This is a genomic window from Rhizobium sp. WYCCWR 11146, assembly GCF_013591995.1.
Classification (GTDB): domain Bacteria; phylum Pseudomonadota; class Alphaproteobacteria; order Rhizobiales; family Rhizobiaceae; genus Rhizobium; species Rhizobium indicum.
Genome location: NZ_JACCEY010000019.1, coordinates 276,735 through 301,049, shown reverse-complemented (window position 1 = coordinate 301,049; position 24,315 = coordinate 276,735). Strand labels below are relative to the sequence as shown.

The following is a 24,315-nucleotide window of genomic DNA, read 5'->3' as shown; positions in this document are numbered from 1 at the left end:
TATATAGGGCGATTTCTGTTGGCAAAAACCATTATCGAGTTGAAGGGCGCCGATCTGACCCTTGGTAGCGCAGCCGCCTCCGTCCATGTGCTGAAGGGCATCGATCTCGATATCGCGGCCGGTGAATCCGTTGGCATCGTCGGCCCTTCCGGTTCCGGCAAATCGACCCTGCTGATGGTGCTTGCCGGGCTGGAAAGGCTCGACAGCGGTGAAATCAACATCAACGATACGCCGCTCCATAGCCTCAGCGAGGACCAGGTCGCCGATTTCCGCGGCCGCAACATCGGCATCGTCTTCCAGTCCTTTCACCTGATCGCCAACATGACGGCGCTGGAAAACGTCGCCGTGCCGCTCGAGCTCGCCAATGTCAGCAACGCCTTCGAGATCGCTCATCGCGAGCTGAAATCGGTCGGGCTCGGCGAACGGCTGCACCACTATCCCGGTCAGCTTTCCGGCGGTGAACAGCAGCGCGTGGCAATTGCCAGGGCGCTCGCCCCCTCGCCTGCCCTGCTGATCGCCGACGAGCCGACCGGCAATCTCGACACCGAGACCGGCCGCCAGATCGCCGACCTTCTGTTCTCCAAGCAGGCTGAACGCGGCACGACCCTGCTTCTCGTCACCCACGACGTCTCGCTCGCAAACCGATGCTCGCGCCAGATTCGCGTCCGCTCCGGCAGGATCGAAGGCGACAGCGCCGCCCGCCGCAGCGAAGCGGCGATCGCATGAGGATCATCACGCCACGCGTCTCCCTCGCTTTTCGCCTGGCGCTGCGCGAGCTGCGCGGCGGCATCCGCGGCTTTTACATCTTCCTTGCCTGCATCGCGCTCGGCACCGGCGCCATCGCCGCCGTTAATTCCGTTTCGCAGTCGATCACCGACACGATCGCCTCGCAGGGGCAGGAACTGCTGGCCGGCGACGTCCGTTTCGAACTCAACAATCGCGAAGCCACACCTCAGGAAATAGGTTTCCTCGAAGGCCTCGGCACCGTTTCGGTGTCAACAGGCCTGCGCTCGATGGCCCGCAAGCCCGACGGTTCCGATCAGGCGCTGGTCGAGGTCAAGGCCGTCGATGACGCCTACCCGCTCTACGGCAAGTTCGTGGCCGAGCCGGACTATCCGCTTGCAGCACTGCTTTCGGGCCAAGGCGGCACCTATGGTGCGGTCGCAGCCCCGCTGCTTCTCGATCGGCTCGGGCTTGCGGTCGGCGACGAATTGCTGCTCGGCAACGTCAAGCTCAGCATCACCGGCACGGTGAAAACCGAGCCGGACGCACTGTCGGAAGGTTTTGGCTTTGCGCCGCGTCTGCTCGTCAGCCGCCAGGCGCTCCAAGCCTCCGGGCTGATCCAGACGGGAAGCCTGGTCGAACACGCCTACAAGATCCGGCTGGACGACAAGGCCGCGATGTCGGGCATCCAGGCGCGCGCCTCGAAGGAATTCCCCTCCGCCGGCTGGGCGATCCGCACCAGCGACCGCGCCGCGCCCTCGCTCACCGAAAACATCACCCGCTTCTCGCAGTTCCTGACCCTGGTCGGCCTCACCGCGCTGATCGTCGGCGGCGTCGGTGTCGCCAATGCAGTGCGCGCCTTCCTCGATTCCAAACGCACCACCATCGCCACTTTCAAATGTCTCGGTGCGCCGGCGCAGGTCGTCGTTCTGATCTATCTCTTCCAGATCGCCATCATCGCTCTCGGCGGGATCCTGATCGGCCTCGTCATCGGCGCCCTGTCGCCGATGCTTGCCGCGCAATTCCTGGCACAATTCCTGCCGGTCTCGACCGTGCCGACCCTCTATCCCGGCGCCCTGCTGCTGGCGACGCTCTTCGGCATCCTGACGACGCTCGCCTTTGCCATCCTGCCGCTCGGCCACGCTCGCGAAGTGCCTGCGACCGCGCTGTTCCGCGAGCAAGGCTTCGAGGCCCGCCACCTGCCCTCCTGGCCCTACATCCTGCTAGCCGCCCTGTTCATGGCCGCCCTTGCCGGCCTTGCCATCCTCACCGCCTATGACCGCTTCATCGCCGTCGTCTTCGTCGGCGCGATCGTTTTCGCCTTTGTCGTCCTGCGCCTGGTCGCCGCGCTGATCGCCTGGCTCGCGCGCCGCAGCCCGCGCGTCAATTCGCCGGCACTGCGGCTTGCGATCGGCAACATCCACCGCCCCGGCGCACTGACGCCCTCAGTCGTGCTCTCGCTCGGCCTTGGCCTCGCATTGCTGGTGACGCTGACCCTGATCGACGGGAACCTGCGCCAGCAGCTGACCGGCCGCATGAACGAGGGTGCGCCGAACTTCTTCTTCGTCGATATCCAGAGCGCCGAGGTCGGCGCCTTCCGCAATCTCGTCCAGGCGCAAGCGCCGCAGGGCAAGCTTGTCGAAGTGCCGATGCTGCGCGGCCGGATCATCGCCTTCAACGGCGAGGACGTCACCAAGATGAACGTGCCGGCCTCCGGCCGCTGGGTGCTGAACGGCGATCGCGGCATAACCTATGCCGAAACCCTGCCGGAGAACGCCGCCCTCACCGAAGGCAAATGGTGGGACAAGGATTACAGCGGCGAGCCGCTCGTCTCCTTCTCCTCGGAAGAGGCGCATGAACTCGGCCTCAAGCTCGGCGATACGGTGACCGTCAACGTGCTCGGCCGCAACATCACGGCGAAGATCGCCAATCTGCGCCGCGTCGAGTGGGAATCGCTGTCGATCAATTTCGTCATGGTTTTCTCGCCGAATACCTTCCGCGGCGCCCCGCATGCGTGGCTGGCGACGCTGACCGATCCCTCTTCGACACCGGCCGAAGATGCGGCGATCCTGAAATCCGTCACCAACACCTATCCGACGATCACCAGTGTGCGCGTCAAGGACGCGATCGATATCGTCAACCAGCTGGTCGCACAGCTCGCGACCGCAATCCGCGCTGCGGCCTCGGTCGCCCTGATCGCCTCGATCCTCGTCCTTGCCGGCGCGCTTGCCGCCGGAAACCGGGCGCGCACCCACGATGCGGTGGTGCTGAAGACGCTCGGTGCCACGCGCGCCATGCTGATCCGCGCCTTCAGCTACGAATATCTGATCCTCGGCCTCGCGACTGCGATCTTCGCGCTGATCGCCGGCAGCGTCGCCGCCTGGTTCATCGTCGCCCGCATCATGCGTCTGCCGTCGACCCTTCTGCCCGACGTGGCGGGACTGACGCTTGTGACCGCGCTCGTCCTGACCGTCGGCATTGGCCTTATCGGCACCTGGCGCATCCTCGGGCAGAAGGCGGCCCCCGTCTTGCGCGAGCTTTGACCGGGCAGCGGCACCCAAACCCTTCACCTTACGGCGATTTAACCGACCGAGCCTTTGCAAGCCTCTTGTTTGCAAAGGGCGAAAGCCTCATATTATCCGCAGGCATGCTGGAGCTCCGCAGCGGCGCCCGGGTCGAAAACCCCGACACCGTATTTCCATCGGAGCTTGTAAGAGGAAACTATGGCTGATCTTCGTAACTATCAAAGCCGCGCTCAGACCGGCGAGATGATTGATCAAGGCCTGCGCGCTTATATGCTCAAGGTCTACAACCTGATGGCGCTGGGTCTGGCGATCACCGGTGTGGCCGCATATCTGTCGTTCCAATTCGCCTTCGCCAATGGTGAGCTGACCGCTTTCGGTCAGGCGATCTATGTGAGCCCGCTGAAGTGGGTGGTCATCCTGGCGCCGCTGGCTCTGGTGTTCTTCCTGAGCTTCCGGATCAATACGATGACGGTGGCCGCCGCCCAGACGACCTTTGCGGTCTACGCTGCGCTCGTCGGCCTGTCGCTCTCGTCGATCTTCCTGATCTACACGGGCCAGAGCGTCGTTCAGACCTTCTTCGTCACCGCCGCCTCCTTCGGCGCGCTGTCGCTTTACGGCTACACGACGAAGCGTAACCTGTCGGCGATGGGCTCGTTTCTGATGATGGGTCTGTTCGGCCTGATCATCGCCTCGATCGTCAACATCTTCCTGGCGTCGTCTGCCGTGCAGTTCGCGATCTCGGTGCTCGGCGTGCTGATCTTCGCAGGCCTCACCGCCTACGATACGCAGCGGATCAAGGAATTGTACCTGGAAGCCGATGACGTCGCCGTGGCCGGTCGCAAGGCGATCATGGGTGCGCTGACGCTCTATCTCGACTTCATCAACCTCTTCATGTTCCTGCTGCAGTTCATGGGCAACCGTAAATAAGCAGGGCAGACTGAGATCGAAAAGGCGGCTTCGGCCGCCTTTTTTGTTGCGTAGGCTTTCACGGAATGGTTTTAGAAAGCCCTTGCCGCCCTTATGGATATGCTGCTGAAATGTCCTTCCTCCTGCGCGATGCTTCGAACGCCGATATTCCCGCCATTGCCGATATCTATCGCGAATCGGTCCTGAACGGCGTCGCGAGCTATGAGATCGTGCCGCCCTCCGAGGCCGAGATGGCGCAACGCTTTGCGGCCATCGTCGGCCAGCAATATCCCTATATCGCAGCCATCGGCACGGACGGGGCCTTGCTCGGCTACGCCTACGCCTCGGCCTTCCGCACGCGTCCTGCCTATCGCTGGCTGGTCGAGGATTCGATTTATCTGGCGCCGCAAGCCCGCGGCCGCGGCATCGGCAAGGCGCTGCTCGCCGAACTGATCATCCGTTGCACCACCCTCGGCTTTCGTCAGATGGCAGCCGTCATCGGCGGCGCCAGCCCCGCCTCGATCGCGCTTCATCGCACGGCCGGCTTCGAGGAGGTTGGTCTGATGAAGGGCACCGGCTACAAGCACGGCCGCTGGCTGGATACGATGTTCATGCAGCGCGCCCTCGGTGAGGGTATGAGCACAGATCCGGACCCGTCGACCTATCCCGGCACGCTGTTTAACGGCTGATATGGTTTACTTGTCGACGAGCTTCAGGGCCTTGTCGAAGACCTTCAGCACCTGGTTCAGCTCGTGACCGCGCTTCAGGATCGTGCCGTTGACGCTGATCACGGAATAGGCGCCTTGCTTGGCGGCGAGCTTCGGGTTTTTCTCGATGCGGAAGAGCGGCATTTCGCCGGAACGCTTGAAAACGGAAAAGACCGCCCTGTCCTTGAGGTGATCGATGGCGTAGTCGCGCCATTCACCATCACCGACCATCCGGCCGTAGATCCAGAGGATCGAGTCCAGTTCGCGCCGGTGGAAGGTCACCGGAAGTGGGTCCTTGCTTTGTTTGTATTCCCTGAGATCGACGACGACTGAGGAACTGTGGTCGACGGAACGGCTTTCGCCGTGTCGCAAATCCGGCTGATCTGTCATCAGTCTCACAAGGCCTCCACATGTGACAGGAGGGTGACAGTTTGCCCGAGCCGCCGCAAATTGCAAGAGTGCCAGCCGTCACATTCCGCCGCACGTCTCTCGCGCAAGGACGCTGTAGCACTTTGAGTCAGCGCATCATGTCTTGCGAAAGTTGGGTTCGATTTTCGGAAAGCATGATGCGCTGGACAGGTCAACGCTTTCTCCGCAGCGCCGCATTTCAGTCAAAACAGCGCCTCATTTGCAGGAGATTTATGAATTCCAGTTTGGCGCCAGCGCGCCAAAGGGCCCGGCGGAGCGTATCGACCTTAACCCCAGCCCCGAATACGCTCGGCCGGGCCGCCCCAGCACTTCATCCGCAACCGGATGAATCTCAGATATTTTTGCCAGCCATCACCACGGTCGCGCCAAGGATCGCCGCCGGATCGCCGTCTGCGGTCGCCGATTGCAGCAGGATGGCGCAGCCCTCGAGCTGCGGCCGCTGCAGGACGCTGGCCGGCAGCGTCAGACTGGTCGCCTTGCCGTCCCACATGCCGACGGTTTCGACATTGGTGACGCTGTGCAGATAGGAGATCTTCTGGCCGCTGTTCTCGCCTTTTTCGACGTCGATCGTCTTTTCCTTATCGAAATAGACCATGACGACATTGGCTTTGCCCTGTCCCGCGCCGATCTTGATCTCCAGCTCGTCGCCGCGCATCGCGGCACTGATCGGAACGGTCAGCCCGTTGCCTTCGCTGCTATAGGTGTCGATCTTGCTGTTGATGCCATTCAGATCGGCGCCGGCCAGATGGTCGCGTCCATTGACGATGGCCTGCGGCGTGTAGACGTTGCTGCGGCCCATCGTTTTGGCATAGCCATACTGCCGCTCGGTGTTTTCCTTGGAGCTCAGCGTATCGGCCCAGCCGAGATAGTTCCAGTAATCGACATGATAGGCGAGCGCAATGACATCGCCCTGGTTCACCAGCTTGCGGAAAGCGGCATCAGCGGGAGGACAGGAGGAGCAGCCCTGCGACGTGAAGAGTTCGACGACACCTTTCGGCGTGCCGTCTTCGGCCTGTAGCGGGCCTGAGAGAACAACGCCGGCAATCAGCGGAATCAAAAAACGGGGGGACATTCACCTGCACCTCTTTTTCAGCGCCGACGGCATGTTTGAACCGGGGGCCCTGACATATGAACGTACGAATAATCCTTCCGGGTCCAAACGAAAAGTCACGAACGGGTGAGACGTAGCTCGACGGGAACTTGCATAAAACAAATCATCGTGAGCCCGTCCAAATACTGTCGTCGCACCAAAGAAAAGCCGCCGGAGATTGCTTTCCGGCGGCTATTATCAAATAAGTCTCTTAAAAATCAGGCAGCGAGATCGCGCAGAACCGTCTGCAGGATGCCGCCATTGTTGAGGTAGATCACCTCGTCGAGCGTATCGACGCGCGACAGCAGCGGAACCTCCTTCACGGTGCCGTCGCCATAGGTGATCCTGGCGATCTTCTTCTCGCGCGGCTTGATCTTTTCCAGACCTTCGATGGTGACGAGTTCGTCGCCCTTGAGGCCGAGGCTCTGCCAGGTCGTGCCCTCTTCGAAGACGAAGGGGATGATGCCCATGCCGACCAGGTTCGAACGATGAATGCGCTCGAAGGACTGGGCGACCACCGCCTTGACGCCGAGCAAGTTGGTGCCCTTGGCAGCCCAGTCGCGCGAGGAGCCGTTGCCGTATTCGACACCGGCGAAGATGACGAGCGGCACACCTTCCTGCTTGTACTGCATCGCGGCGTCGTAGATCGAGGTCTCTTCCTTCGACGGGTAATGGATGGTGTAGCCACCTTCCTTGCCGTTCGGGCCGAGCATGTGGTTGCGGATGCGGATATTGGCGAAGGTGCCGCGCATCATCACTTCATGGTTGCCGCGGCGCGTGCCGTACTGGTTGAAATCGGCAACGGCGACGTCGTGGTCGATCAGGTAGGCGCCGGCCGGCGATGCCGCCTTGATCGAACCGGCCGGCGAGATGTGGTCGGTGGTAATCTTGTCGCCGAACAGGCCGAGGACGCGGGCGCCCTTGATGTCGGAAACGCCGCTGCCCTTCTTGCCCATGCCGACGAAGTAGGGCGGGTTCTGCACATAGGTCGAATTGTCGTCCCAGGCATAGGTCTGGCCCGGCGGGATCTGAACGGCCTGCCAGTTGACGTCGCCCTTGAAGACGTCGGCGTACTTGCTTTCGTAAAGCTCGCGGGTCACGTATTTCAGGATGAATTCCTGAACTTCCTTCGAGGTCGGCCAGATGTCCTTGAGATAAACCGGGTTGCCGCTCTGGTCCTCGCCGATCGGCTCCTTGGTCAGATCCGTTTGCACCGTACCGGCAAGCGCATAAGCGACGACCAGCGGCGGGGATGCGAGATAGTTCGCCTGCACGTCGGGCGAGATGCGGCCTTCGAAGTTGCGGTTGCCGGAGAGAACGCCGGAAACGATGAGGCCCTTGTCGTTGATCGTCTTCGAGATCGGTGCCGGCAGCGGGCCGGAATTGCCGATGCAGGTGGTGCAGCCGAAGCCGACGAGGTTGAAGCCGAGCTTGTCGAGGTCGGCCTGCAGGCCCGACTTGGCGAGATATTCACCGACGACTTGGCTTCCAGGTGCCAGCGAGGTCTTCACCCACGGCTTCGTCTTCAGGCCCTTGGCAACGGCGTTGCGGGCGAGAAGGCCGGCGGCGATCAGCACTGACGGGTTGGACGTGTTGGTGCACGACGTGATGGCAGCGATCGCCACGTCACCGTGGCCGAGATCGAAGTCGGTGCCTTCAACCGCATAGCGGTTGTTCAACTGGCTGGGCTTCTTGTAGTCGGCATCCATGGAGCCGGCAAAACCGGTCGCGATATTCTCAAGCGAAATGCGGCCTTCCGGACGCTTCGGGCCGGCCATCGACGGCACGACGTCGTTAAGATCGAGTTCCAGCGTGTCGGTGAAGACGAGCTCGGAACCATCGCCCTCGCGCCACATGCCTTGCGCCTTCGAATAGGCTTCGACGAGCGCGATCCGGTCATGCGTGCGGCCGGACATGGTGAGGTAATTGATGGTTTCGCCGTCGACCGGGAAGAAACCGCAGGTCGCGCCATATTCCGGACCCATGTTGCCGATCGTCGCGCGGTCGGCGAGCGGCATGTTGTCCATACCGGGGCCGAAGAATTCGACGAACTTCGAAACGACGCCCTTCTTGCGCAGCATCTGCACGACGGTGAGAACGAGGTCGGTCGCCGTGACGCCTTCCTTGAGCTTACCGGTCAGCTTGAAGCCGATGACTTCGGGCAGCAGCATCGAGACCGGCTGGCCGAGCATCGCAGCTTCCGCTTCGATACCGCCCACACCCCAGCCGAGAACGCCGAGACCGTTGATCATCGTCGTGTGGCTGTCGGTGCCGACGCAGGTATCGGGATAGGCGATCGTCTCGCCGTCCTCTTCCTTGGTCCAGACGGTCTGGCCGAGATATTCGAGATTGACCTGATGACAGATACCGGTGCCGGGAGGCACGACGCGGAAATTCTTGAAGGCCTGCTGGCCCCACTTCAGGAAGCGGTAGCGCTCGCCGTTGCGCTGGTATTCCAGCTCCACATTCCTGGCGAAAGCCTGCGGCGTGCCGAATTCGTCGACGATGACGGAGTGGTCGATGACGAGATCGACGGGAACAAGCGGATTGATCTTCTCCGGATCGCCGCCGAGCGACACCATCGCGTCGCGCATCGCGGCAAGATCGACGACGGCGGGAACGCCGGTGAAGTCCTGCATCAGCACGCGCGCCGGGCGATAGGCGATTTCGTTTTCGACCGCACCCTTGTTGTTCAGCCATTCGGCGACAGCCAGGATGTGTTCCTTGGTGACCGACTGGCCGTCTTCGAAGCGCAGCAGGTTTTCGAGCAGCACCTTCATCGAATAGGGAAGCTTCGACACGCCGGCCAGACCGTTTGCCTCAGCCTTGGGCAGGCTGTAATAGACATAGTCCTTCCCGTTGACGGAAAGCGTGGAACGACAATTGAAACTGTCAAGAGATTTAGACACGAGATACCCCGTTTCTGATAGCCAACACAGTCGTGCGAACGCCTATGCACTTAATGCACATCAGGATGCGGGTACGGCCATTTCCGCTGTCCGCACGTGGAACAGACGCTCCAAGTTCGGCGCAAGGATGAAATTCACGCCGACCGCTGGCGTGGTTGCAGGTCTTATAGATAATTTCCTAAAAACTTGCCATACCCGAGCACAGTCAAAATCGGACATTTTTTGACCCCGCTGCAAGCCGAAACCAGGAAAGAGCCGACGCATGCATCTCACCGCCGAAAATCTGGCTGCAAGGCGCGGTGAGGATCTCATTTTCGTTAACATTTCCTTTCACTTGGCGGCCGGCGAGGCGCTTGTCCTGACCGGAAAAAATGGATCGGGAAAGTCCACTTTGCTGCGTGTCGTCGCCGGCCTCCTCAGGCCGGAAAAAGGCACTGTCATATTTCACGGCGAAGAGAGCCTGGGAGGCAGGGATCCCGGCGAGGTCAGCCACTACCTTGGCCATCGAAATGCGATGAAGGGTGAACTTACGGTTGCAGAAAACCTCGATTTCTGGCGCACCTTTCTCGGCGATACAGGCTCCGCCGCCCTTTCCGTCGAGGACGCCACTGACGCCGTCGGTCTTTCCGGCATCACCCACCTTCCCTTCGGTTATCTCTCCGCCGGCCAGCAGCGCCGGATAGCCTTCGCCAAGCTGCTCGTCGCCCACCGCCCCGTCTGGATCCTCGACGAACCGACCGCCGCACTCGACGCCACCGCCGACCGGCTGTTTGCCGATTTGATCATGACGCATCTGGAAAAGGGCGGCATCGTGCTGGCGGCAACGCATCAGCCCTTGGGGCTGAGGAATGCGCAGGAATTGAAGATGACGGGCTTTGCCGGCGTGGATGCGGGGATATGGGGTTGATGTATCTCGGTGTGGCTACCCCCCTCTGCCCTGCCGGGCATCTCCCCCACAGGGGGAGAGATCACAAGCTGCTCAGCTTTCCCGCCTCGCAACCGGATTGCCGATTTGGATGGCCGATTGTTTGGGGAAGCAAGAGCATCCAGCCGATCTCCCCCCTTGTGGGGGAGATGCCCGGCAGGGCAGAGGGGGGTGCCCCGTCCACCGCACATCTAGAGAGCCGCCCCGCATGACCGCCCTCTTCTTCCGCGACCTGAAACTCTCGATTCGCGCTGGCGGCGGTGCGCTGATCGGCGTGCTGTTCTTCCTGACCATCGTCGCCGTCATTCCCTTCGGCGTCGGTCCCGATCTCAAACTGCTGTCGCGCATCGGCCCCGCCATTGTCTGGATCGGCGCGTTGCTCGCCGCCCTTCTCGGCCTCGACCGCCTGTTCCAGGCCGAGCGCGATGACGGATCGCTCGACTTGATGCTGATGCAGGAAACACCGCTCGTCCTCACCGTGCTGGTCAAATGCTTCGCCCATTGGACGGCCACCAGCCTGCCGCTGGTCATCGCCTCGCCGCTGCTCGGCCTCTTCATGAACATGGACGAGACCGCGATCGGCGCGACCATACTGACGCTGCTAGTCGGCTCGCCCGCCATCACCTTCATCGGCGCCGTGGGTGCTGCCGTTGCCGTGGCGCTGCCCCGCGGCGGCCTGCTGGTCTCGATCCTCGTGTTGCCATTGACCATCCCGGTGCTGATCTTCGGCGTCAGCGCCACCTATGCCGCAGTCGAGGATCCCGCCCCCTTCCTGCCGCCCTTCCTGATCCTCATTGCGCTGACACTCTTCTTCGCGGTCATCGGCCCGGCAGCCGCCGCCCTGGCGCTGCGAAACACAGCGGATTGATGGGCCATTCGATTGCGGGAAAAGCCGGATCAAGGTAAGGAAGCGGACATGAGCGAAACGAGCCTTGCCATCAGCAAATTCAGTGATCTCGCCAATCCGACGCGGTTTCTGGCGCTGGCGGCGCGCGCCATTCCGTGGCTGGCCGGCATCACCGCTCTCTGTTTCGCGGTCGGTCTCTATCTGAGCTTCGCCACCGAAGGCGATTACCAGCAGGGTGAGACCGTACGCATCATGTATGTGCACGTGCCCTCGGCCTGGCTTTCGATGATGTGCTATACGATCATGAGCGTCTCGGCGATCGGTACGCTGGTCTGGCGTCATCCGCTGGCCGATGTCTCCGCCAAGGCCGCAGCCCCGCTCGGGGCCGCCTTTACCCTGCTTGCCCTCGTCACCGGTTCGCTTTGGGGCAAGCCGATGTGGGGCACCTGGTGGGTCTGGGATGCGCGGCTGACCTCCGTCTTCATTCTATTCCTGATGTATCTAGGGCTGATTGCGCTCGGCCGCGCCATCGACGATCCGTCGAAGGCCGCGCGCGTCAGCGCCGTGCTCATCCTCGTCGGCTTCGTCAACATCCCGATCATCAAATTCTCGGTCGAGTGGTGGAACACGCTGCACCAGTCGGCAAGCGTGCTGCGCCTCGATGGCCCGGCGATCGATCCGGAATTCCTGCGGCCGCTCTTCATCATGGCGATCGCCTTCACCCTGCTCTTCTTCACGCTGCACATCATGGCGATGAGGAACGAGATCTGGCGCCGCCGCATTGCCGCCCAGCGCCGCCTTGCCGCCCGCATGGCGAGCCGGGAGGATTAATCGTGACGCATGCCTTCTACGTCTACGCTTCCTATGGCTTTGCAGCCCTGGTGACGATCGCCGTCACGGCCTGGACCTGGGCCGACGGCCGCGCCCGCCGCAGGGAACTTGCAGCCCTTGAGGCTGCCGGCATCCGCCGCCGTTCGGCGCGCCCCAAGGACAGTGTGGGGGATGGCGAATGAACGACACGCCGGAAAGCACCGCCGCCAAGCCGCGCGGGCTGAGCCGCTACGCATTGGCGCTGCTGCCGCTCGTCGTCTTCGGCGGCATTGCGGCAACGGCCGCAAAGATGCTCTACGACCAGGATTTCCATGGCAAGAACATCGCCGAAATTCCCTCCGCCCTGATCGGCACCAAGGCGCCGGCGCTCAACCTGCCGCCGCTCGACGGCGCCAACCTGCCGGCGCTGACCGATGCGGCAATCAAGGGCAAGCTGACCCTCGTCAACGTCTTCGCCTCATGGTGCCTCCCCTGCCGCGATGAACATCCGGTCTTGAAAGAACTGGCAAAGGACGGACGGCTGAATATCGTCGCCATCAATTACAAGGACCAGAGCGACAACGCCCTGCGTTTCCTCGGCGAGCTCGGCAATCCCTATCAGGCGATCGGCATCGATCCGAACGGCAAGGCGGCAATCGACTGGGGCGTCTACGGCATTCCGGAAAGCTATCTGGTCGGGCCTGACGGCACGATCCTTTACAAGCGCGTCGGCCCCTTCGACGATATCAGCCTGAAGGAAGGGTTGTTTCCAGCGATGGAAAAGGCGCTCGGCAAGCCGACTTCCTGAGTGAGTGATCCACAAAAGACCCCTCCTCACAAGGGCGAGGGACTTAACGTGCGGCTCTTGCCGTGCGTCCTATCGAACATCCAGTGAGTTGGTCTGGTTTGCGAGGCGGTGCCACGAGTTAGTCCCTCCCCCTTGTGGGGAGGGGTCTTAACCCCCGCCCTGCCAGACCTTGATCGCCTCCACCGGCCAGATCAGCATCACAATGTTGAGCGTCAGGTTGTCGCGGATTATGTAGCCGGTAAAAATCTCGAAGAAGATGGCAATCGCCACCGTCAGCGCCACCGGCGCGCGCCGCGCGAAGAAGAAGCCGACGCACATGAAGATGGTGTCCATCGCCGAATTCAGGATGCTGTCGCCGTAATAATCGAGCGCGATGGTCGCCGTGCGGTAGCGGTCGATGATGAGAGGTGAATTCTCGAGCAGCTCCCAGCCGGATTCGATGACGAGCGCCAGCAGCAGCTTTGCCGCCAACGGCTTGCCGCGCAGGATGAGATGGGCGAGCCCGTAGAACAGGAAGCCGTGGATGATGTGCGACGGCGTATACCAATCCGACAGATGCTGCGAATTGCCACTGGTATTGACCCCGCCCTCCCACAGCTTGACATAACCGCAGGCGCAGATCGGCACGCGGCCCATCATAAATTCGGCAGCGATCTGAATGACCAGGACCACAAGGCAGGCGACGAACCAGAAGTTCTGGTGTCTTACGCGAGATTCTAAGTCGACAGCGCTCACTTCTCGCCTTCCGTTTCCAGGTTGACGCTATGCTTCAGCACCAGCGGCATCTGCGCCAGCGTGAAGATGATGGTGATCGGCATCGTGCCCCAGACCTTGAAGGCGACCCAGGTACCGTCGGAAAAATTGCGCCAGACGACTTCATTCAGCACGGCAAGGAAGAGAAAGAAGATGCCCCAGCGGATAGTGAGCTTGCGCCAACCCTCGGCATCGAGCTGGAAGGCGGCGTTGAAGACATAGCCGAGCAGCGACTTGCCGAAGGCCAGCCCGCCGAGCAGCGCCACGCCGAAGAGCGCGTTGACGATGGTCGGCTTCATCTTGATGAAGGTCTCGTTCTGCAGCCAGATCGACAGCGAGCCGAAGATGACGACGACGATGCCCGATACAAAAGGCATGATCGGCAGATGGCCGAGCACGATCTTCGAAACGATCAACGAGATGATCGTCGCCGCCATGAAGAGCCCGGTCGCGACGAACAGCGGTCCGCCCAATTCGGAAAGAGCCGGAAAGGTCTCCACCAGCCACTGGCCGCGCAGATTGGCGAAGAAGAAGATCATCAGCGGCCCGAGTTCCAGCGCCAGTTTCAGCAGCGGGTGATGCCGGTCGGCAGCAGACGGGGTGATATCGCTTTCGGTGCTCATGCGTTCTTCAAACCTGTTTTCCTGGAAACCTGTTTCCGGCCGTGCCTTGCAGGCTTTCGGCGGCATATCTGTGGCATCATTGCCCAAGTCCGGCAATGGCATGGGCAAAATCCTCGGCCTCGAACGGCTCCAGATCCTCGACGCCCTCGCCGACACCGATGAAATAGACCGGCAGCTTGTGCTTGGCGGAGATGGCGACGAGAATGCCGCCGCGCGCCGTGCCGTCGAGCTTGGTCATGATCAGCCCGTTGACACCGGCGACGTTGCGGAAGATCTCGACCTGGCTGAGCGCATTCTGCCCCGTCGTGGCATCAAGCGTCTGCAGCACGGTATGCGGCGCATCGGGATCGAGTTTGCCGAGCACGCGCACGATCTTCTCGAGTTCGGCCATCAGCTCTGCCTTGTTCTGCAGGCGGCCGGCGGTATCGACGATCAGCACGTCGCATTTTTTCGCCTTTGCCTGTTCGAAGGCATCATAGGCAAGGCCGGCGGCATCGGCGCCGAGCTTGGTGCCGATGAATTCGGATTTCGTCCGGTCGGCCCAGATTTTCAGCTGCTCGATCGCCGCCGCACGGAACGTATCGCCGGCAGCCAGCATCACCTTCAGCCCGGCGCCGGAAAGCTTTGCCGCAAGCTTGCCGATCGTCGTGGTCTTGCCGGTGCCGTTGACGCCGACGACGAGGATGACATGCGGCTTGTGCGAGAGGTCGAGCTGCAGCGGCTTGGCGACCGGCTTCAGCACCTTGGCGATTTCCGACGCCATGATGCGGCTGACATCCTCGCCGGTGACATCCTTGCCATAACGCTCGGAAGCGAGCGTATCGGTGACGCGCATGGCGGTCTCGACGCCGAGATCGGCCTGGATCAGCAGGTCTTCGAGATCCTGCAGCGTCTCGTCATCGAGCTTGCGCTTGGTGAAGAGCGCGGTGATCTGGCCGGTCAGCTGCGAAGAGGTGCGTGCAAGGCCATTACGCAGGCGCTGGAACCAGCTGAGTTTTGGCTGCAGGACAACGGGCTCCGGCTCGACGACCTTCGGGCCGGTGGCAAAGCCTCTGGGGAGGATGGGAGAACCAATCTCCGGTTCTGCCATGGGGTTAACCCCCTCCGCCCTGCCGGGCATCTCCCCCACAGCTGGGGAGATTGGCTGGGAGGGCGAATCCAGCTCTGCGTCATCCTCAGTCGGAATCTCTTCCGGCTCGGTCGGAACCTCTTCCGGACGCTTTTCGACGATCTCTTCGAGGTCAGCCGGCTGTTCCAGCGCTCCGGTCTCCACAGGATCTGCCGCCTCGTGCGGGAGATGTTCCAGAGGGACAGAAGCGGGTATTTCCGTAACGGTTTCGGCGACCGTCTGGCTTTCAGCCTCCGCCTCCGCTGCTGCCTCGGCTTCCAGCAATGAAAGCGGCACGACACCCATATCGCTCAGCTGGTCGGCGGCGGGCAGGATTGAGGGTTCGACATCATCTTCAGCAACCGGTGCTTCGACCCCGCCCTCGCCGATATCGGCAGCCGGTCCGCCGGCCGTATCCATTTCTTCCGGAAGAACAGGATCATCCGCGATTGGCAGATCTTCGTCGCGCGAACGTGGTTCCAGCTCCCTTTCCACGGCCGCAGGCACAGGTTCTTCAGCCGGCTTGCCGAAGGTGAAGACCTTTTTGATGAAACTGAGCGCCATGAGGATTCCGTGAAAGTCAGGCCGCGGCTGCGGCCGTCAATTGCATGTCGAGATGCTTGCCATTGTGGCCGGTGATCGTGACCGGCACAAGTTCGCCGGGACGAAGGCTAGGGGCCGCGACCAGCGTGAAGTTCTCCGTGTGCGCCAGGCCGTTGTTTTCAACAAGCAGCCATTGCCGGGTTCCGATCATCTGATCGAGATGGGATTGATGCAGCCTATGTCCAGCGGCGCGCAGCCTTGCGGCGCGATCCTTGACCAGCGACCGGTCGAGCTGCGGCATGCGGGCGGCCGGTGTGCCGGGACGCGGACTGTAGGGGAAGACATGCAGATGGGCGATGCCAGCCTCTTCCGCCAGCCTCACGGCATTCTCGAACATCTCTTCGGTTTCGGTGGGAAAGCCCGCAATCATATCGGCGCCGAAGCTCATCTCGGGGCGAAGCCGGCGCGCATCCTCGATGAAACGCAACGCATCGGCACGTAGATGCCGACGTTTCATGCGCTTCAGGATCATATCGTCGCCATGCTGCAGCGACAGATGCAGATGCGGCATGAAGCGGGGTTCGTCGGCAATGAGATCCATCAGATGGGCGTCGGCCTCGATGCTGTCGATCGAGGAAAGCCGCAGGCGGCGGATATCGGGGATTTGTTTCAGCAGCGTCTTCGCCAGAAGCCCGAGCGTCGGGGCGCCGGGCAGATCGCCGCCATAGCTGGTTGCATCGACGCCGGTCAACACGATCTCGCGATAACCGCCGTCGACGAGATTGCGGGCCTGATCGACGACGGCTCCCATCGGTACGGAGCGGGAATTGCCGCGGCCATAGGGAATGATGCAGAAGGTGCAGCGATGATCGCAGCCGTTCTGTACCTGGATGAAGGCACGCACATGGCCGTCGATATGCCTGACCATCTGCGGCGCCGTCGCCTTGACACTCATGATGTCGTTGACCCGGAGCTTCTGTTCGGCCGAAACGCCGAAATCCGGCAGGCTACGATAGGAGGCGCTGGTCAGCTTCTCCTCGTTGCCGAGCACGGCATCGACCTCCGCCATCGCGGCGAAGGTCTGCTTTTCCGTCTGCGCGGCGCAGCCGGTGACGATGATGCGGGCATGCGGATTGTCGCGCCGCGCCCGGCGGATCGCTTGGCGGGCCTGGCGCACGGCCTCGCCGGTCACCGCACAGGTGTTGACCAGGATGGCGTTGTTGAGCCCGGCCTTTTCAGCCTGCGCCTTCATCACTTCGGATTCATATGTGTTGAGGCGGCAGCCGAAGGTAATGACCTCGACGCCGCTCACTGCGCCTCCGCCTCTCGGGTACCATCGCGCGACCAGAGACCGGTCGAAGGATCGACCCTGCCCGACCATTCCCATTCGGCCGGGCCGGTCATGATGACATGATCGTCGCGCTCGCGCCATTCGATGGAAAGCGTGGCCGGCGGCTTGGCGCTTGCCACATTGATCGTCACCTTGCGGCCGGTGCGGCCGGTGCGTGCAGCACTGACGGCGGCGGAACAGGCAGCCGAGCCGCAGGCGAGCGTCAGTCCCGCGCCGCGCTCCCAGGTGCGCGTCGTCACCGATGTCGGCGACGTCACTTGCGCCAGCGTGATATTGGCGCGCTCGGGAAACATCGGATGGTTTTCGAGCAGCGGTCCGAAGCGGGCGAGATCATAGGACATCACGTCCCTGTCCACCCAGAAGATCGCATGCGGATTGCCCATCGACATTGCCGACGGCGAATGCAGCACCGGATTGTCGATCGGACCGATCTGCAACTCGATGCGGCGGGTGTCGTGGAATTCTTCCGCCAGCGGGATCCTGTCCCAATCGAAGACCGGCCGGCCCATATCGACGGAGATCGTCCCGTCCTCGTGCTCGACGGCGTTGAGGATGCCGGCAACCGTCTGGAAGGTGAACGCCTTCCTGCCGGTCTCGGCGGCAAGCGCCTGCACGACGCAGCGCGTGCCGTTGCCGCAGGCCTGCGCCTTCGAGCCATCTGAATTCAGGATATCGATGAAGGCATCGGTGCCTTCGGCCTTCGGATCGTGGATCGCCATGATCTGATCGAACTCAGTCTGGGGATCGGCATTGAGCGCGACCGCCGCCGCCGGCGTCACCTTGTCCGGCCGGCCGCGCATGTCGACGACCAGGATCTTGTTGCCAAGCCCGTTCATCCTCGCAAATTCGACCGTTGCGCTCATGGGTATCATTCCGTCTGTCTTTCCGCTGTATATGGCGGAAATGCGAAGGAATTACCAGTGGGTGAGTGCCGGGCAGGTGTTGCGGCCCGCTGACCCTTCGAGGCAGCAGTTCAGCTTTTACCGCTGTGCACCGTCGGGATCGAAGGACGCAGCATGGGCTTCGACAATAGCTGCGGTGATGACCTTTCTCAGCTCGTAGACCAGCGAGCGGGACCGCTTGCGATCCAGATCCTGTGCCGCCTTGGCAAGATTCAGGCCTTCGTTCAGGACAATATGATGGGCCCGCGCCAGCGCCCAGCTCTCAATATCAGCATTTAGCATTCGATATCTCCGCCGATTCATTCGGCATCAAGGATATTCACGAATCATTTTACAGGACGCACTTAAGTAGAAAGTAGAATCATAAGCAGAATAATTTGCAACTGGCGTTGACAGCGAATTCGGCCGCCGGAGTGCCAATATTTGTCGGCAAAACCTGAAGCGTTGGCGGATTGCGCAAGCCACTACATCACTTTGTTTGAGTATGTACTTTTGCTGCAACCGCTGGATGAGACACTAGCGCCCTCTCGTCACCTGGGTTTTGAGACGGCGGTCATGCGGTCATTTGTCCGCATTGCCTTGACTTTCGCGCGGCTTTCCTGTTTATCGCGCCCAATCCGCGACGAGCCACACGACTCCGAGCCGCCGACCGGGAACCTTAAGATCCCGGAGGTCAACACCCGACAGCGCGATGCGCCCTCGGGTGCTTTTTGGCTTTGCGTCTTGTTTTCGTCAAGGAAAAGCACGACGTTTCCGGGCAGGTAAGAACCCGCCCGAAACGTATCAAGGAAGAGCCGATGTTTGAAAACCTCCAGGACCGTCTTGGATCCATTCTGAATGGACTGACAGGCCGTGGCGCGCTTTCGGAAGCCGATGTTTCCGCAGCGCTGCGCGAGGTTCGCCGTGCGTTGCTGGAGGCCGACGTCGCGCTCGACGTCGTCCGTTCCTTCACCGACCGCGTGCGTGAAAAGGCCGTCGGCGCCGAGATCCTGAAGTCGATCAAGCCCGGCCAGATGGTCGTCAAGATCGTGCATGACGAACTGATCGAGATGCTGGGCGGCGAAGGCGTTGGCGTCGACCTTCATGCCGCTGCCCCTGTCGTCATCATGATGGTCGGCCTGCAGGGCTCCGGTAAGACGACGACGTCGGCGAAGATCGCCCATCGCCTGTCGACGCGCGAGAAGAAGAAGGTGCTGATGGCATCGCTCGACACGCGCCGTCCGGCAGCCCAGGAGCAGCTTCGCCAGCTCGGCGCCCAGGCCAATATCGACACGCTGCCTATTATATCAGGCCAGTCGCCGACCGATATCGCTGCTCGTGCCGTTCAAGCCGCAAAGCTTGGCGGCCATGACGTCGTCATCCTCGATACCGCCGGCCGTACGCATATCGACGAGCCCCTGATGGTCGAGATGGCCGACATCAAGAAGCGCTCGAACCCGCATGAAATCCTGCTGGTCGCCGATAGTTTGACAGGTCAGGACGCCGTCAACCTCGCCCGCAGTTTCGACGAACGCGTCGGCATCACCGGTCTGGTGCTGACCCGCATGGACGGCGATGGCCGCGGCGGTGCCGCCCTTTCGATGCGCGCCGTCACCGGCAAGCCGATCAAGCTGATCGGCGTCGGCGAGAAGATGAGCGAGCTGGAGGAATTCCATCCCCGCCGCATCGCCGACCGTATTCTCGGCATGGGCGACATCGTCTCGCTCGTCGAGCGCGCGGCGGAAAACATCGACGCCGAGAAGGCGGCCGCCATGGCCGCCAAGATGGCCAAGGGCAAGTTCGATCTCGACGACCTCGCCGACCAGCTGCGCCAGATGCAGAAGATGGGCGGCATGGGCGGCATCATGGGGATGATGCCCGGCATGGCCGGCATGAAGGACAAGATGGCCGCAGCCGGCCTCGACGACAAGCTTTTCGGCCGCCAGATCGCCATCATCCAGTCGATGACCAAGGCCGAGCGCACCAATCCCGACCTGCTCAAGCATTCGCGCAAGAAGCGCATCGCCGCCGGTTCCGGCACCGATGCCGCCGCCATCAACAAGCTTCTGAAGATGCACCGCCAGATGGCGGACATGATGAAGATGATGGGCGGCAAGGGCAAAGGCGGCATGATGAAGCAGATGATGGGCGGCCTTGCCGGCAAGATGGGCCTCGGCGGCGGCATGGGCGGCATGGGTGGCGGCATGCCCGATCTCTCGAATATCGATCCCCGACAGCTCGAGGCCTTGCAGAAGCAGGCGGAAGCGGCGGGGCTTGGAAAACCGGGTGGGGGCATGCCCGGTCTCGGCGGTATGCCGGGTGGTTTGTCGGGCCTCGGCGGCGCCAAGCTGCCGGGCCTTGGCGGTGGTTTCCCGGGATTGCCCGGATTGCCGAAGAAGAAGTGAAAGGATCGCTTGCCCCATGATTGATCCAAACGTCAAAGCCCAGCTCGCGAGCTATCGTCAGTCGATCGACAATATCGACGCCGCTCTCGTGCACATGCTGGCCGAACGCTTCCGCTGCACCAAAGAGGTCGGCGTGCTGAAGGCCAAATACAATTTGCCGCCGGCCGACCCGGCGCGCGAGGAATACCAGATCGAACGCCTTCGCCAGCTGGCGAAAGCCGCCAATCTGGACCCGGATTTCGCCGAGAAGTTCCTGAACTTCGTCATCAAGGAAGTCATCCGGCATCATGAGCAGATCGCTGCGGATCACGCTGAACAGAGCGCTGCAGCCCGATAACCCGTACCGCTCAAAAAAGCGGTCAAGAAAAGCCCAAGGAGTAAAGAACATGGCACTGAAAATTCGTCTCGCCCGCGGTGGTTCCAAGAAGCGCCCGTATTACCACGTCGTTCTCGCCGATGCGCGCAGCCCGCGTGACGGCCGCTTCCTCGAAAACCTCGGTTCCTGGAACCCGATGCTTGCCAAGGACGATGAGAAGCGCGTTCAGCTGAACGCCGAGCGCATCAAGCACTGGATCGAACACGGCGCCCAGCCGACCGACCGCGTTCTGCGCTTCCTGGATGAGGCAGGCGTTGCCAAGCGCGAAGTCAAGAACAACCCGGTCAAGGCAAAGCCCGGCAAGCGCGCCCAGGAACGCGCCGCCGAAAAGGCTCAGAAGGTCACCGACGCCGCCGCTGCTGCTGCAGACGCCGCGGAATAATCGCGACACCCCCTTCGAACGGGCGGCATGGCGACATGCCGCCCGTTTTCGTTTCCAATCGCACGCACTTCGTTTATGAGAAACCTGTCTTTCGGCTTCACATGAAGGAACCCATGACCAAGCTTGAAAACCCCGTTCTGATGGCGACGATCGGTGGCGCGCAGGGCCTCCGGGGCGAGGTGCGCGCCAAGGCCTATACGGCCGATCCCGGTGCGCTTGGCGACTACGGCCATCTGCACAGCATGGACGGCCGCAGCTTCGAAGTCCTCGAAATCCGCGAGATGAAGAATGTCGTCGTCGTCCGTTTCCGCGGCGTCAACGACCGCAATGCCGCCGAGGCTCTGAACGGGCTTGAACTCTATATCGAGCGGGACAACCTGCCGGACGAGGAGCTGGAGGACGACGAGTTCTACTATGCCGATCTCGAAGGGCTCGAGGCACGCGACGACAAGGGCGTCAGCTATGGCACCGTCACCGGCGTCTTCGATTTCGGCGCCGGCGACCTGCTGGAACTCAAAGGTCCGGGCAAGCGCCCGGTGCTGATCCCCTTCTCCGAAGCCTCGGTGCTGGAGATCGACCTCGAGGCCGGCACGCTGCTGATCGATCCGCTGGCGGCGGGACTGGTCGAGGATCCCGAAGAGCTTTCGAAATTCACTCCCGACAAGCCGAAAAAGAAGAAGTAATGGCTTTCCGGGCGAGCGTGCTGACTCTTTATCCGGAAATGTTTCCGGGGCATCTGGGCTTCTCGCTCGCCGGCAAGGCGATGGAGCGGGGGCAATGGTCGCTGGACACGGTGCAGATCCGCGACTTCGCCACCGACAGGCACCGCACCGTTGACGACACCCCGGCCGGCGGCGGCGCCGGCATGGTGCTGAAGGCCGACGTTCTTGCGCGTGCGATCGACAGCGCCTCAGAAAACGATACCCGCCCACGGCTGCTGATGAGCCCGCGCGGACGGCCGCTGACGCAGGAGCGTGTGCGCGAACTCGCCGCGGGCGACGGCGTCATCATCGTCTGCGGCCGCTTCGAGGGTGTCGACCAGCGGGTGATCGAGGCGCGCGGACTGGAAGAGGTCTCGATCGGCGACTACGTCCTATCAGGCGGCGAGCCGGCGGCGCTGATCGTGCTCGATGCCATCATCCGCATCCTGCCTGGCGTCATGGGCAACGATCTTTCCGGCCTGCACGAAAGCTTCGAAGGCGGACTGCTGGAACATCCGCATTATACCCGGCCGCAGGAATGGGAAGGCCGGGAAATCCCCGCGATCCTCACCTCGGGCAACCATGGCGCCATCGAGAAATGGCGGCATCAGGAAGCGGTGCGGCTGACGCGGGAGCGGCGGCCGGATTTGCTGGAAAAGGCTGACGCATTGACCCCGAAATCGGGATCGAATTTCGGAAAGCACGATGCGTAGATTCAAAATGTTACAGCGTCCTTTGCGCCGTCTGAAAACACGCGCGGCGCTATAAAGTGAGAAAAACGGCTGATTTCGCAGCCCTTTTCACAAAAATGCCGTCCAAGGGATGACAAGCCGTGGCCTTTCGTGTATTGGCGCACGCGGAAATGGGGTTTATCCCCGTCTGCCAGCAAACAAAGAATGGCGAATCCGCTCCCGCCCTTGACGGGCAAAGTCCTGAGGCCAGTTCCGAAGGATCAGTGTTGAGCGCTCTGGCTGTTTCAGAAGAACCAAAGGTTAAGACGATGAACATCATTCAGCAGCTTGAGGCCGAACAGGCCGCCAAGATCGAAGCCAAGCGCACGCTTCCCGAATTTTCTCCGGGCGACACCGTCCGCGTCAACGTGAAGGTCACGGAAGGCACCCGTACCCGCGTTCAGGCCTATGAAGGCGTCTGCATCGCCCGCTCCGGCGGCGGCCTGCAGGAAAACTTCACGGTCCGCAAGATCTCCTACGGCGAAGGCGTCGAGCGCGTATTCCCGGTCTACTCGCCGATGATCGAAAGCGTCGACGTCGTTCGCCGCGGTAAGGTCCGTCGCGCCAAGCTCTATTACCTGCGCGACCGCCGCGGCAAGTCTGCCCGTATCGTTGAAGACACCGGCGTCCGCGCCCGCAAGCTCAACGACGCCGAGCGCGCCGCCATTGCCGAGGAAAAGGCACGCATCGAAGCTGAAAAGGTTGCAGCAGCTCAGGCGCTCGCCGCCGAGAGGGCAGCAGCAGAAGCTGCGGAAGCCAAGGCCGCCGCTGAAAAGGCCGCCGCAGAAGCAACCGCCGCTGCAGCGGAACCGGCAGCAGAATAAGATCTGCGCCACGCAAAATTCTTTGCTTGGAAAGGCGGCCTTCGGGTCGCCTTTTCTATTTTTTGCTTCGGTGCGCAGCCGACGGCCTTGCCTCAGGCCTATCTTCCGTGACAGTTTTTGCCGTTCAATTTTGGGGAACCGTTCAATGTTGTTTCGTCGTACCGTTCTTGCGAGCTTCGCCGCCCTTGCTCTTCTACCCCTCGCCGCATCGGCCGCCGAACTGCCGGATCTGGGCGGCAAGAGCGTCGTCGTCGTCACCGAGAATGCCTATCCGCCGCTGCAATTCGTCGATCCGAAATTCGGCAAGGCGATCGGCTGGGAATATGATGCGATGAACGAGATCGCCAAGCGGCTGAACTTCAAGGTCGAATACCAGAACACCAGCTGGGACGCTATGATCCAGGCGGTGTCCGACGGCCAGTACAACATCGGCATGACCGGCATCACCATCAAGGAAGACCGCAAGCAGAAGGTGGACTTCTCCGATCCCTATATGCGCTCGCAGCAGTTCATGCTGGTGCGCGGCGACGAGAAACGCTTCACCGATGCCAAATCCTTCGGCGAATTCAAGGATGGCCTGGTCGGCGCTCAGCCCGGCACCACGCCCTTCTACACCGCCGTCTATGAAGTGCTGGATGGCAACGAGCAGAACCCGCGCATCAAGCTCTTCGAAACCTTCGGCGCCACCGTCCAGGCCCTGAAGGCCGGCGATGTCGACGTCGTGCTGACCGACGGCACCGCCGGCAAGGGTTATGTCGATGCCTCGAACGGCGCCTTGAAGCTGATCGGCGAGCCGCTTGGCACCGAAGATTTCGGCTTCATCTTCCCGAAAGGGTCCGACCTCGTCGCCCCTGTTAATGCCGCCATCGCCGCACTCAAGACCGACGGCACGCTGGATGGGCTGAACAAGAAGTGGTTCCTCGACTACAAGATGGGCGAATGACGCCGAGCAACTATT

Annotated in this window: 25 protein-coding genes; 16 read left to right on the top strand and 9 right to left on the bottom strand. The window is 61.8% G+C overall.

Annotation, left to right across the window (positions count from 1 at the left end; genetic code table 11):
* Positions 1 to 18: 18 nt before the first annotated feature.
* From HX899_RS14610 to HX899_RS14595, 4 genes are all read left to right on the top strand, one after another.
* Positions 19 to 726 (top strand): ABC transporter ATP-binding protein, encoded by a 708-nt coding sequence (locus tag HX899_RS14610; RefSeq protein WP_138331835.1) that lies wholly within the window; start codon positions 19 to 21, stop codon positions 724 to 726.
* A complete protein-coding gene (locus HX899_RS14605) occupies positions 723 to 3,266 on the top strand; it encodes an ABC transporter permease (protein ID WP_181292728.1) in 2,544 nt (847 codons plus the stop codon). The genes HX899_RS14610 and HX899_RS14605 overlap by 4 nt, the downstream gene beginning before the upstream one ends.
* 180 nt (positions 3,267 to 3,446) lie before the next feature.
* Positions 3,447 to 4,175, top strand: a complete 729-nt coding sequence (locus tag HX899_RS14600; RefSeq protein ID WP_012759353.1) for a Bax inhibitor-1/YccA family protein — start codon at positions 3,447 to 3,449, stop codon at positions 4,173 to 4,175.
* Positions 4,176 to 4,285: 110 nt separating this feature from the next.
* Positions 4,286 to 4,843: a GNAT family N-acetyltransferase gene (locus tag HX899_RS14595; protein ID WP_138389445.1), complete on the top strand. Its 558-nt coding sequence runs from the start codon at positions 4,286 to 4,288 to the stop codon at positions 4,841 to 4,843.
* Positions 4,844 to 4,849: 6 nt separating this feature from the next.
* Here HX899_RS14595 and HX899_RS14590 read toward each other — a convergent pair whose 3' ends face one another.
* The 3 genes from HX899_RS14590 to acnA form a co-directional block, all read right to left on the bottom strand.
* Positions 4,850 to 5,251: a DUF2794 domain-containing protein gene (locus HX899_RS14590; RefSeq protein WP_138332027.1), complete on the bottom strand. Its 402-nt coding sequence runs from the start codon at positions 5,249 to 5,251 to the stop codon at positions 4,850 to 4,852.
* A gap of 370 nt (positions 5,252 to 5,621) precedes the next feature.
* The gene (locus HX899_RS14585) at positions 5,622 to 6,362 is read right to left on the bottom strand and encodes a thioredoxin family protein (RefSeq protein ID WP_003543652.1); all 741 of its coding nucleotides are present in this window, start codon (positions 6,360 to 6,362) and stop codon (positions 5,622 to 5,624) included.
* Positions 6,363 to 6,598: 236 nt separating this feature from the next.
* Positions 6,599 to 9,289 carry an aconitate hydratase AcnA gene (acnA, locus tag HX899_RS14580; RefSeq protein WP_181292727.1) on the bottom strand — a complete coding sequence of 897 codons (2,691 nt, stop codon included), beginning with the start codon at positions 9,287 to 9,289 and terminating at the stop codon, positions 6,599 to 6,601.
* A gap of 262 nt (positions 9,290 to 9,551) precedes the next feature.
* Between acnA and ccmA the strand changes: the two genes are divergently transcribed.
* From ccmA to HX899_RS14555, 5 genes are all read left to right on the top strand, one after another.
* Positions 9,552 to 10,196, top strand: coding sequence for a heme ABC exporter ATP-binding protein CcmA (gene ccmA / locus HX899_RS14575; protein ID WP_181292726.1), 645 nt, complete (start codon positions 9,552 to 9,554; stop codon positions 10,194 to 10,196).
* Positions 10,197 to 10,422: 226 nt separating this feature from the next.
* Complete coding sequence (ccmB, locus tag HX899_RS14570) at positions 10,423 to 11,082, top strand: heme exporter protein CcmB (RefSeq protein ID WP_171600215.1); 660 nt, start codon at positions 10,423 to 10,425, stop codon at positions 11,080 to 11,082.
* Between the two features lie 48 nt (positions 11,083 to 11,130).
* Positions 11,131 to 11,892 (top strand): heme ABC transporter permease, encoded by a 762-nt coding sequence (locus tag HX899_RS14565; RefSeq protein ID WP_062941328.1) that lies wholly within the window; start codon positions 11,131 to 11,133, stop codon positions 11,890 to 11,892.
* Positions 11,893 to 11,894: 2 nt separating this feature from the next.
* The gene (gene ccmD, locus HX899_RS35085; protein WP_012759361.1) at positions 11,895 to 12,074 is read left to right on the top strand and encodes a heme exporter protein CcmD; all 180 of its coding nucleotides are present in this window, start codon (positions 11,895 to 11,897) and stop codon (positions 12,072 to 12,074) included.
* Entirely contained in the window at positions 12,071 to 12,679 is a 609-nt protein-coding gene (locus HX899_RS14555) for a DsbE family thiol:disulfide interchange protein (protein ID WP_181292725.1), read from the top strand. The genes ccmD and HX899_RS14555 overlap by 4 nt, the downstream gene beginning before the upstream one ends.
* A gap of 147 nt (positions 12,680 to 12,826) precedes the next feature.
* On the opposite strand, the gene HX899_RS14550 is transcribed toward HX899_RS14555, so the two are convergent.
* From HX899_RS14550 to HX899_RS14525, 6 genes are all read right to left on the bottom strand, one after another.
* Positions 12,827 to 13,414, bottom strand: coding sequence for a DUF2585 domain-containing protein (locus HX899_RS14550; RefSeq protein WP_138331843.1), 588 nt, complete (start codon positions 13,412 to 13,414; stop codon positions 12,827 to 12,829).
* Positions 13,411 to 14,055 (bottom strand): septation protein A, encoded by a 645-nt coding sequence (locus tag HX899_RS14545; protein WP_003543660.1) that lies wholly within the window; start codon positions 14,053 to 14,055, stop codon positions 13,411 to 13,413. Before HX899_RS14545 ends, HX899_RS14550 begins: the two co-directional genes overlap by 4 nt.
* A gap of 76 nt (positions 14,056 to 14,131) precedes the next feature.
* The gene (ftsY, locus tag HX899_RS14540; protein WP_181292724.1) at positions 14,132 to 15,727 is read right to left on the bottom strand and encodes a signal recognition particle-docking protein FtsY; all 1,596 of its coding nucleotides are present in this window, start codon (positions 15,725 to 15,727) and stop codon (positions 14,132 to 14,134) included.
* A gap of 16 nt (positions 15,728 to 15,743) precedes the next feature.
* Complete coding sequence (gene mtaB / locus HX899_RS14535) at positions 15,744 to 17,018, bottom strand: tRNA (N(6)-L-threonylcarbamoyladenosine(37)-C(2))-methylthiotransferase MtaB (protein WP_180194871.1); 1,275 nt, start codon at positions 17,016 to 17,018, stop codon at positions 15,744 to 15,746.
* Positions 17,015 to 17,920, bottom strand: coding sequence for a diaminopimelate epimerase (dapF, locus tag HX899_RS14530; protein WP_171600220.1), 906 nt, complete (start codon positions 17,918 to 17,920; stop codon positions 17,015 to 17,017). The genes mtaB and dapF overlap by 4 nt, the downstream gene beginning before the upstream one ends.
* A gap of 117 nt (positions 17,921 to 18,037) precedes the next feature.
* On the bottom strand, positions 18,038 to 18,262 hold the full coding sequence (locus HX899_RS14525) for a hypothetical protein (RefSeq protein ID WP_017962453.1): 225 nt from the start codon (positions 18,260 to 18,262) through the stop codon (positions 18,038 to 18,040).
* A gap of 494 nt (positions 18,263 to 18,756) precedes the next feature.
* Here HX899_RS14525 and ffh point away from each other — a divergent pair, with 494 nt between their 5' ends.
* The 7 genes from ffh (at position 18,757) to HX899_RS14490 (ending at position 24,300) form a co-directional block, all read left to right on the top strand.
* Positions 18,757 to 20,343, top strand: a complete 1,587-nt coding sequence (ffh, locus tag HX899_RS14520) for a signal recognition particle protein (RefSeq protein ID WP_138331848.1) — start codon at positions 18,757 to 18,759, stop codon at positions 20,341 to 20,343.
* Between the two features lie 16 nt (positions 20,344 to 20,359).
* Entirely contained in the window at positions 20,360 to 20,680 is a 321-nt protein-coding gene (locus HX899_RS14515) for a chorismate mutase (protein WP_003543666.1), read from the top strand.
* Positions 20,681 to 20,729: 49 nt separating this feature from the next.
* Positions 20,730 to 21,101, top strand: a complete 372-nt coding sequence (gene rpsP / locus HX899_RS14510; protein ID WP_012759371.1) for a 30S ribosomal protein S16 — start codon at positions 20,730 to 20,732, stop codon at positions 21,099 to 21,101.
* A gap of 113 nt (positions 21,102 to 21,214) precedes the next feature.
* Positions 21,215 to 21,784, top strand: a complete 570-nt coding sequence (gene rimM, locus HX899_RS14505; protein WP_012759372.1) for a ribosome maturation factor RimM — start codon at positions 21,215 to 21,217, stop codon at positions 21,782 to 21,784.
* The gene (trmD, locus tag HX899_RS14500; RefSeq protein ID WP_094087177.1) at positions 21,784 to 22,515 is read left to right on the top strand and encodes a tRNA (guanosine(37)-N1)-methyltransferase TrmD; all 732 of its coding nucleotides are present in this window, start codon (positions 21,784 to 21,786) and stop codon (positions 22,513 to 22,515) included. The genes rimM and trmD overlap by 1 nt, the downstream gene beginning before the upstream one ends.
* 287 nt (positions 22,516 to 22,802) lie before the next feature.
* Positions 22,803 to 23,357, top strand: coding sequence for a 50S ribosomal protein L19 (rplS, locus tag HX899_RS14495; protein ID WP_181292723.1), 555 nt, complete (start codon positions 22,803 to 22,805; stop codon positions 23,355 to 23,357).
* Between the two features lie 145 nt (positions 23,358 to 23,502).
* Positions 23,503 to 24,300, top strand: a complete 798-nt coding sequence (locus HX899_RS14490; protein WP_181292722.1) for a transporter substrate-binding domain-containing protein — start codon at positions 23,503 to 23,505, stop codon at positions 24,298 to 24,300.
* Positions 24,301 to 24,315 lie beyond the last annotated feature (15 nt).

Coding starts and splice junctions, on each gene's coding strand:
- HX899_RS14545 (WP_003543660.1), bottom strand. CDS start 14,055: ATGAGCACCGAAAGCGATATCACCCCGTCTGCTGCCGACCGGCATCAC.
- HX899_RS14585 (WP_003543652.1), bottom strand. CDS start 6,362: ATGTCCCCCCGTTTTTTGATTCCGCTGATTGCCGGCGTTGTTCTCTCA.
- trmD (WP_094087177.1), top strand. CDS start 21,784: ATGGCTTTCCGGGCGAGCGTGCTGACTCTTTATCCGGAAATGTTTCCG.
- HX899_RS14595 (WP_138389445.1), top strand. CDS start 4,286: ATGTCCTTCCTCCTGCGCGATGCTTCGAACGCCGATATTCCCGCCATT.
- HX899_RS14565 (WP_062941328.1), top strand. CDS start 11,131: ATGAGCGAAACGAGCCTTGCCATCAGCAAATTCAGTGATCTCGCCAAT.
- rpsP (WP_012759371.1), top strand. CDS start 20,730: ATGGCACTGAAAATTCGTCTCGCCCGCGGTGGTTCCAAGAAGCGCCCG.
- HX899_RS14605 (WP_181292728.1), top strand. CDS start 723: ATGAGGATCATCACGCCACGCGTCTCCCTCGCTTTTCGCCTGGCGCTG.
- rplS (WP_181292723.1), top strand. CDS start 22,803: ATGAACATCATTCAGCAGCTTGAGGCCGAACAGGCCGCCAAGATCGAA.
- dapF (WP_171600220.1), bottom strand. CDS start 17,920: ATGAGCGCAACGGTCGAATTTGCGAGGATGAACGGGCTTGGCAACAAG.
- HX899_RS14515 (WP_003543666.1), top strand. CDS start 20,360: ATGATTGATCCAAACGTCAAAGCCCAGCTCGCGAGCTATCGTCAGTCG.
- ftsY (WP_181292724.1), bottom strand. CDS start 15,727: ATGGCGCTCAGTTTCATCAAAAAGGTCTTCACCTTCGGCAAGCCGGCT.
- ccmA (WP_181292726.1), top strand. CDS start 9,552: ATGCATCTCACCGCCGAAAATCTGGCTGCAAGGCGCGGTGAGGATCTC.
- rimM (WP_012759372.1), top strand. CDS start 21,215: ATGACCAAGCTTGAAAACCCCGTTCTGATGGCGACGATCGGTGGCGCG.
- HX899_RS14590 (WP_138332027.1), bottom strand. CDS start 5,251: ATGACAGATCAGCCGGATTTGCGACACGGCGAAAGCCGTTCCGTCGAC.
- ffh (WP_138331848.1), top strand. CDS start 18,757: ATGTTTGAAAACCTCCAGGACCGTCTTGGATCCATTCTGAATGGACTG.
- ccmB (WP_171600215.1), top strand. CDS start 10,423: ATGACCGCCCTCTTCTTCCGCGACCTGAAACTCTCGATTCGCGCTGGC.
- HX899_RS14600 (WP_012759353.1), top strand. CDS start 3,447: ATGGCTGATCTTCGTAACTATCAAAGCCGCGCTCAGACCGGCGAGATG.
- HX899_RS14555 (WP_181292725.1), top strand. CDS start 12,071: ATGAACGACACGCCGGAAAGCACCGCCGCCAAGCCGCGCGGGCTGAGC.
- HX899_RS14525 (WP_017962453.1), bottom strand. CDS start 18,262: ATGAATCGGCGGAGATATCGAATGCTAAATGCTGATATTGAGAGCTGG.
- HX899_RS14490 (WP_181292722.1), top strand. CDS start 23,503: ATGTTGTTTCGTCGTACCGTTCTTGCGAGCTTCGCCGCCCTTGCTCTT.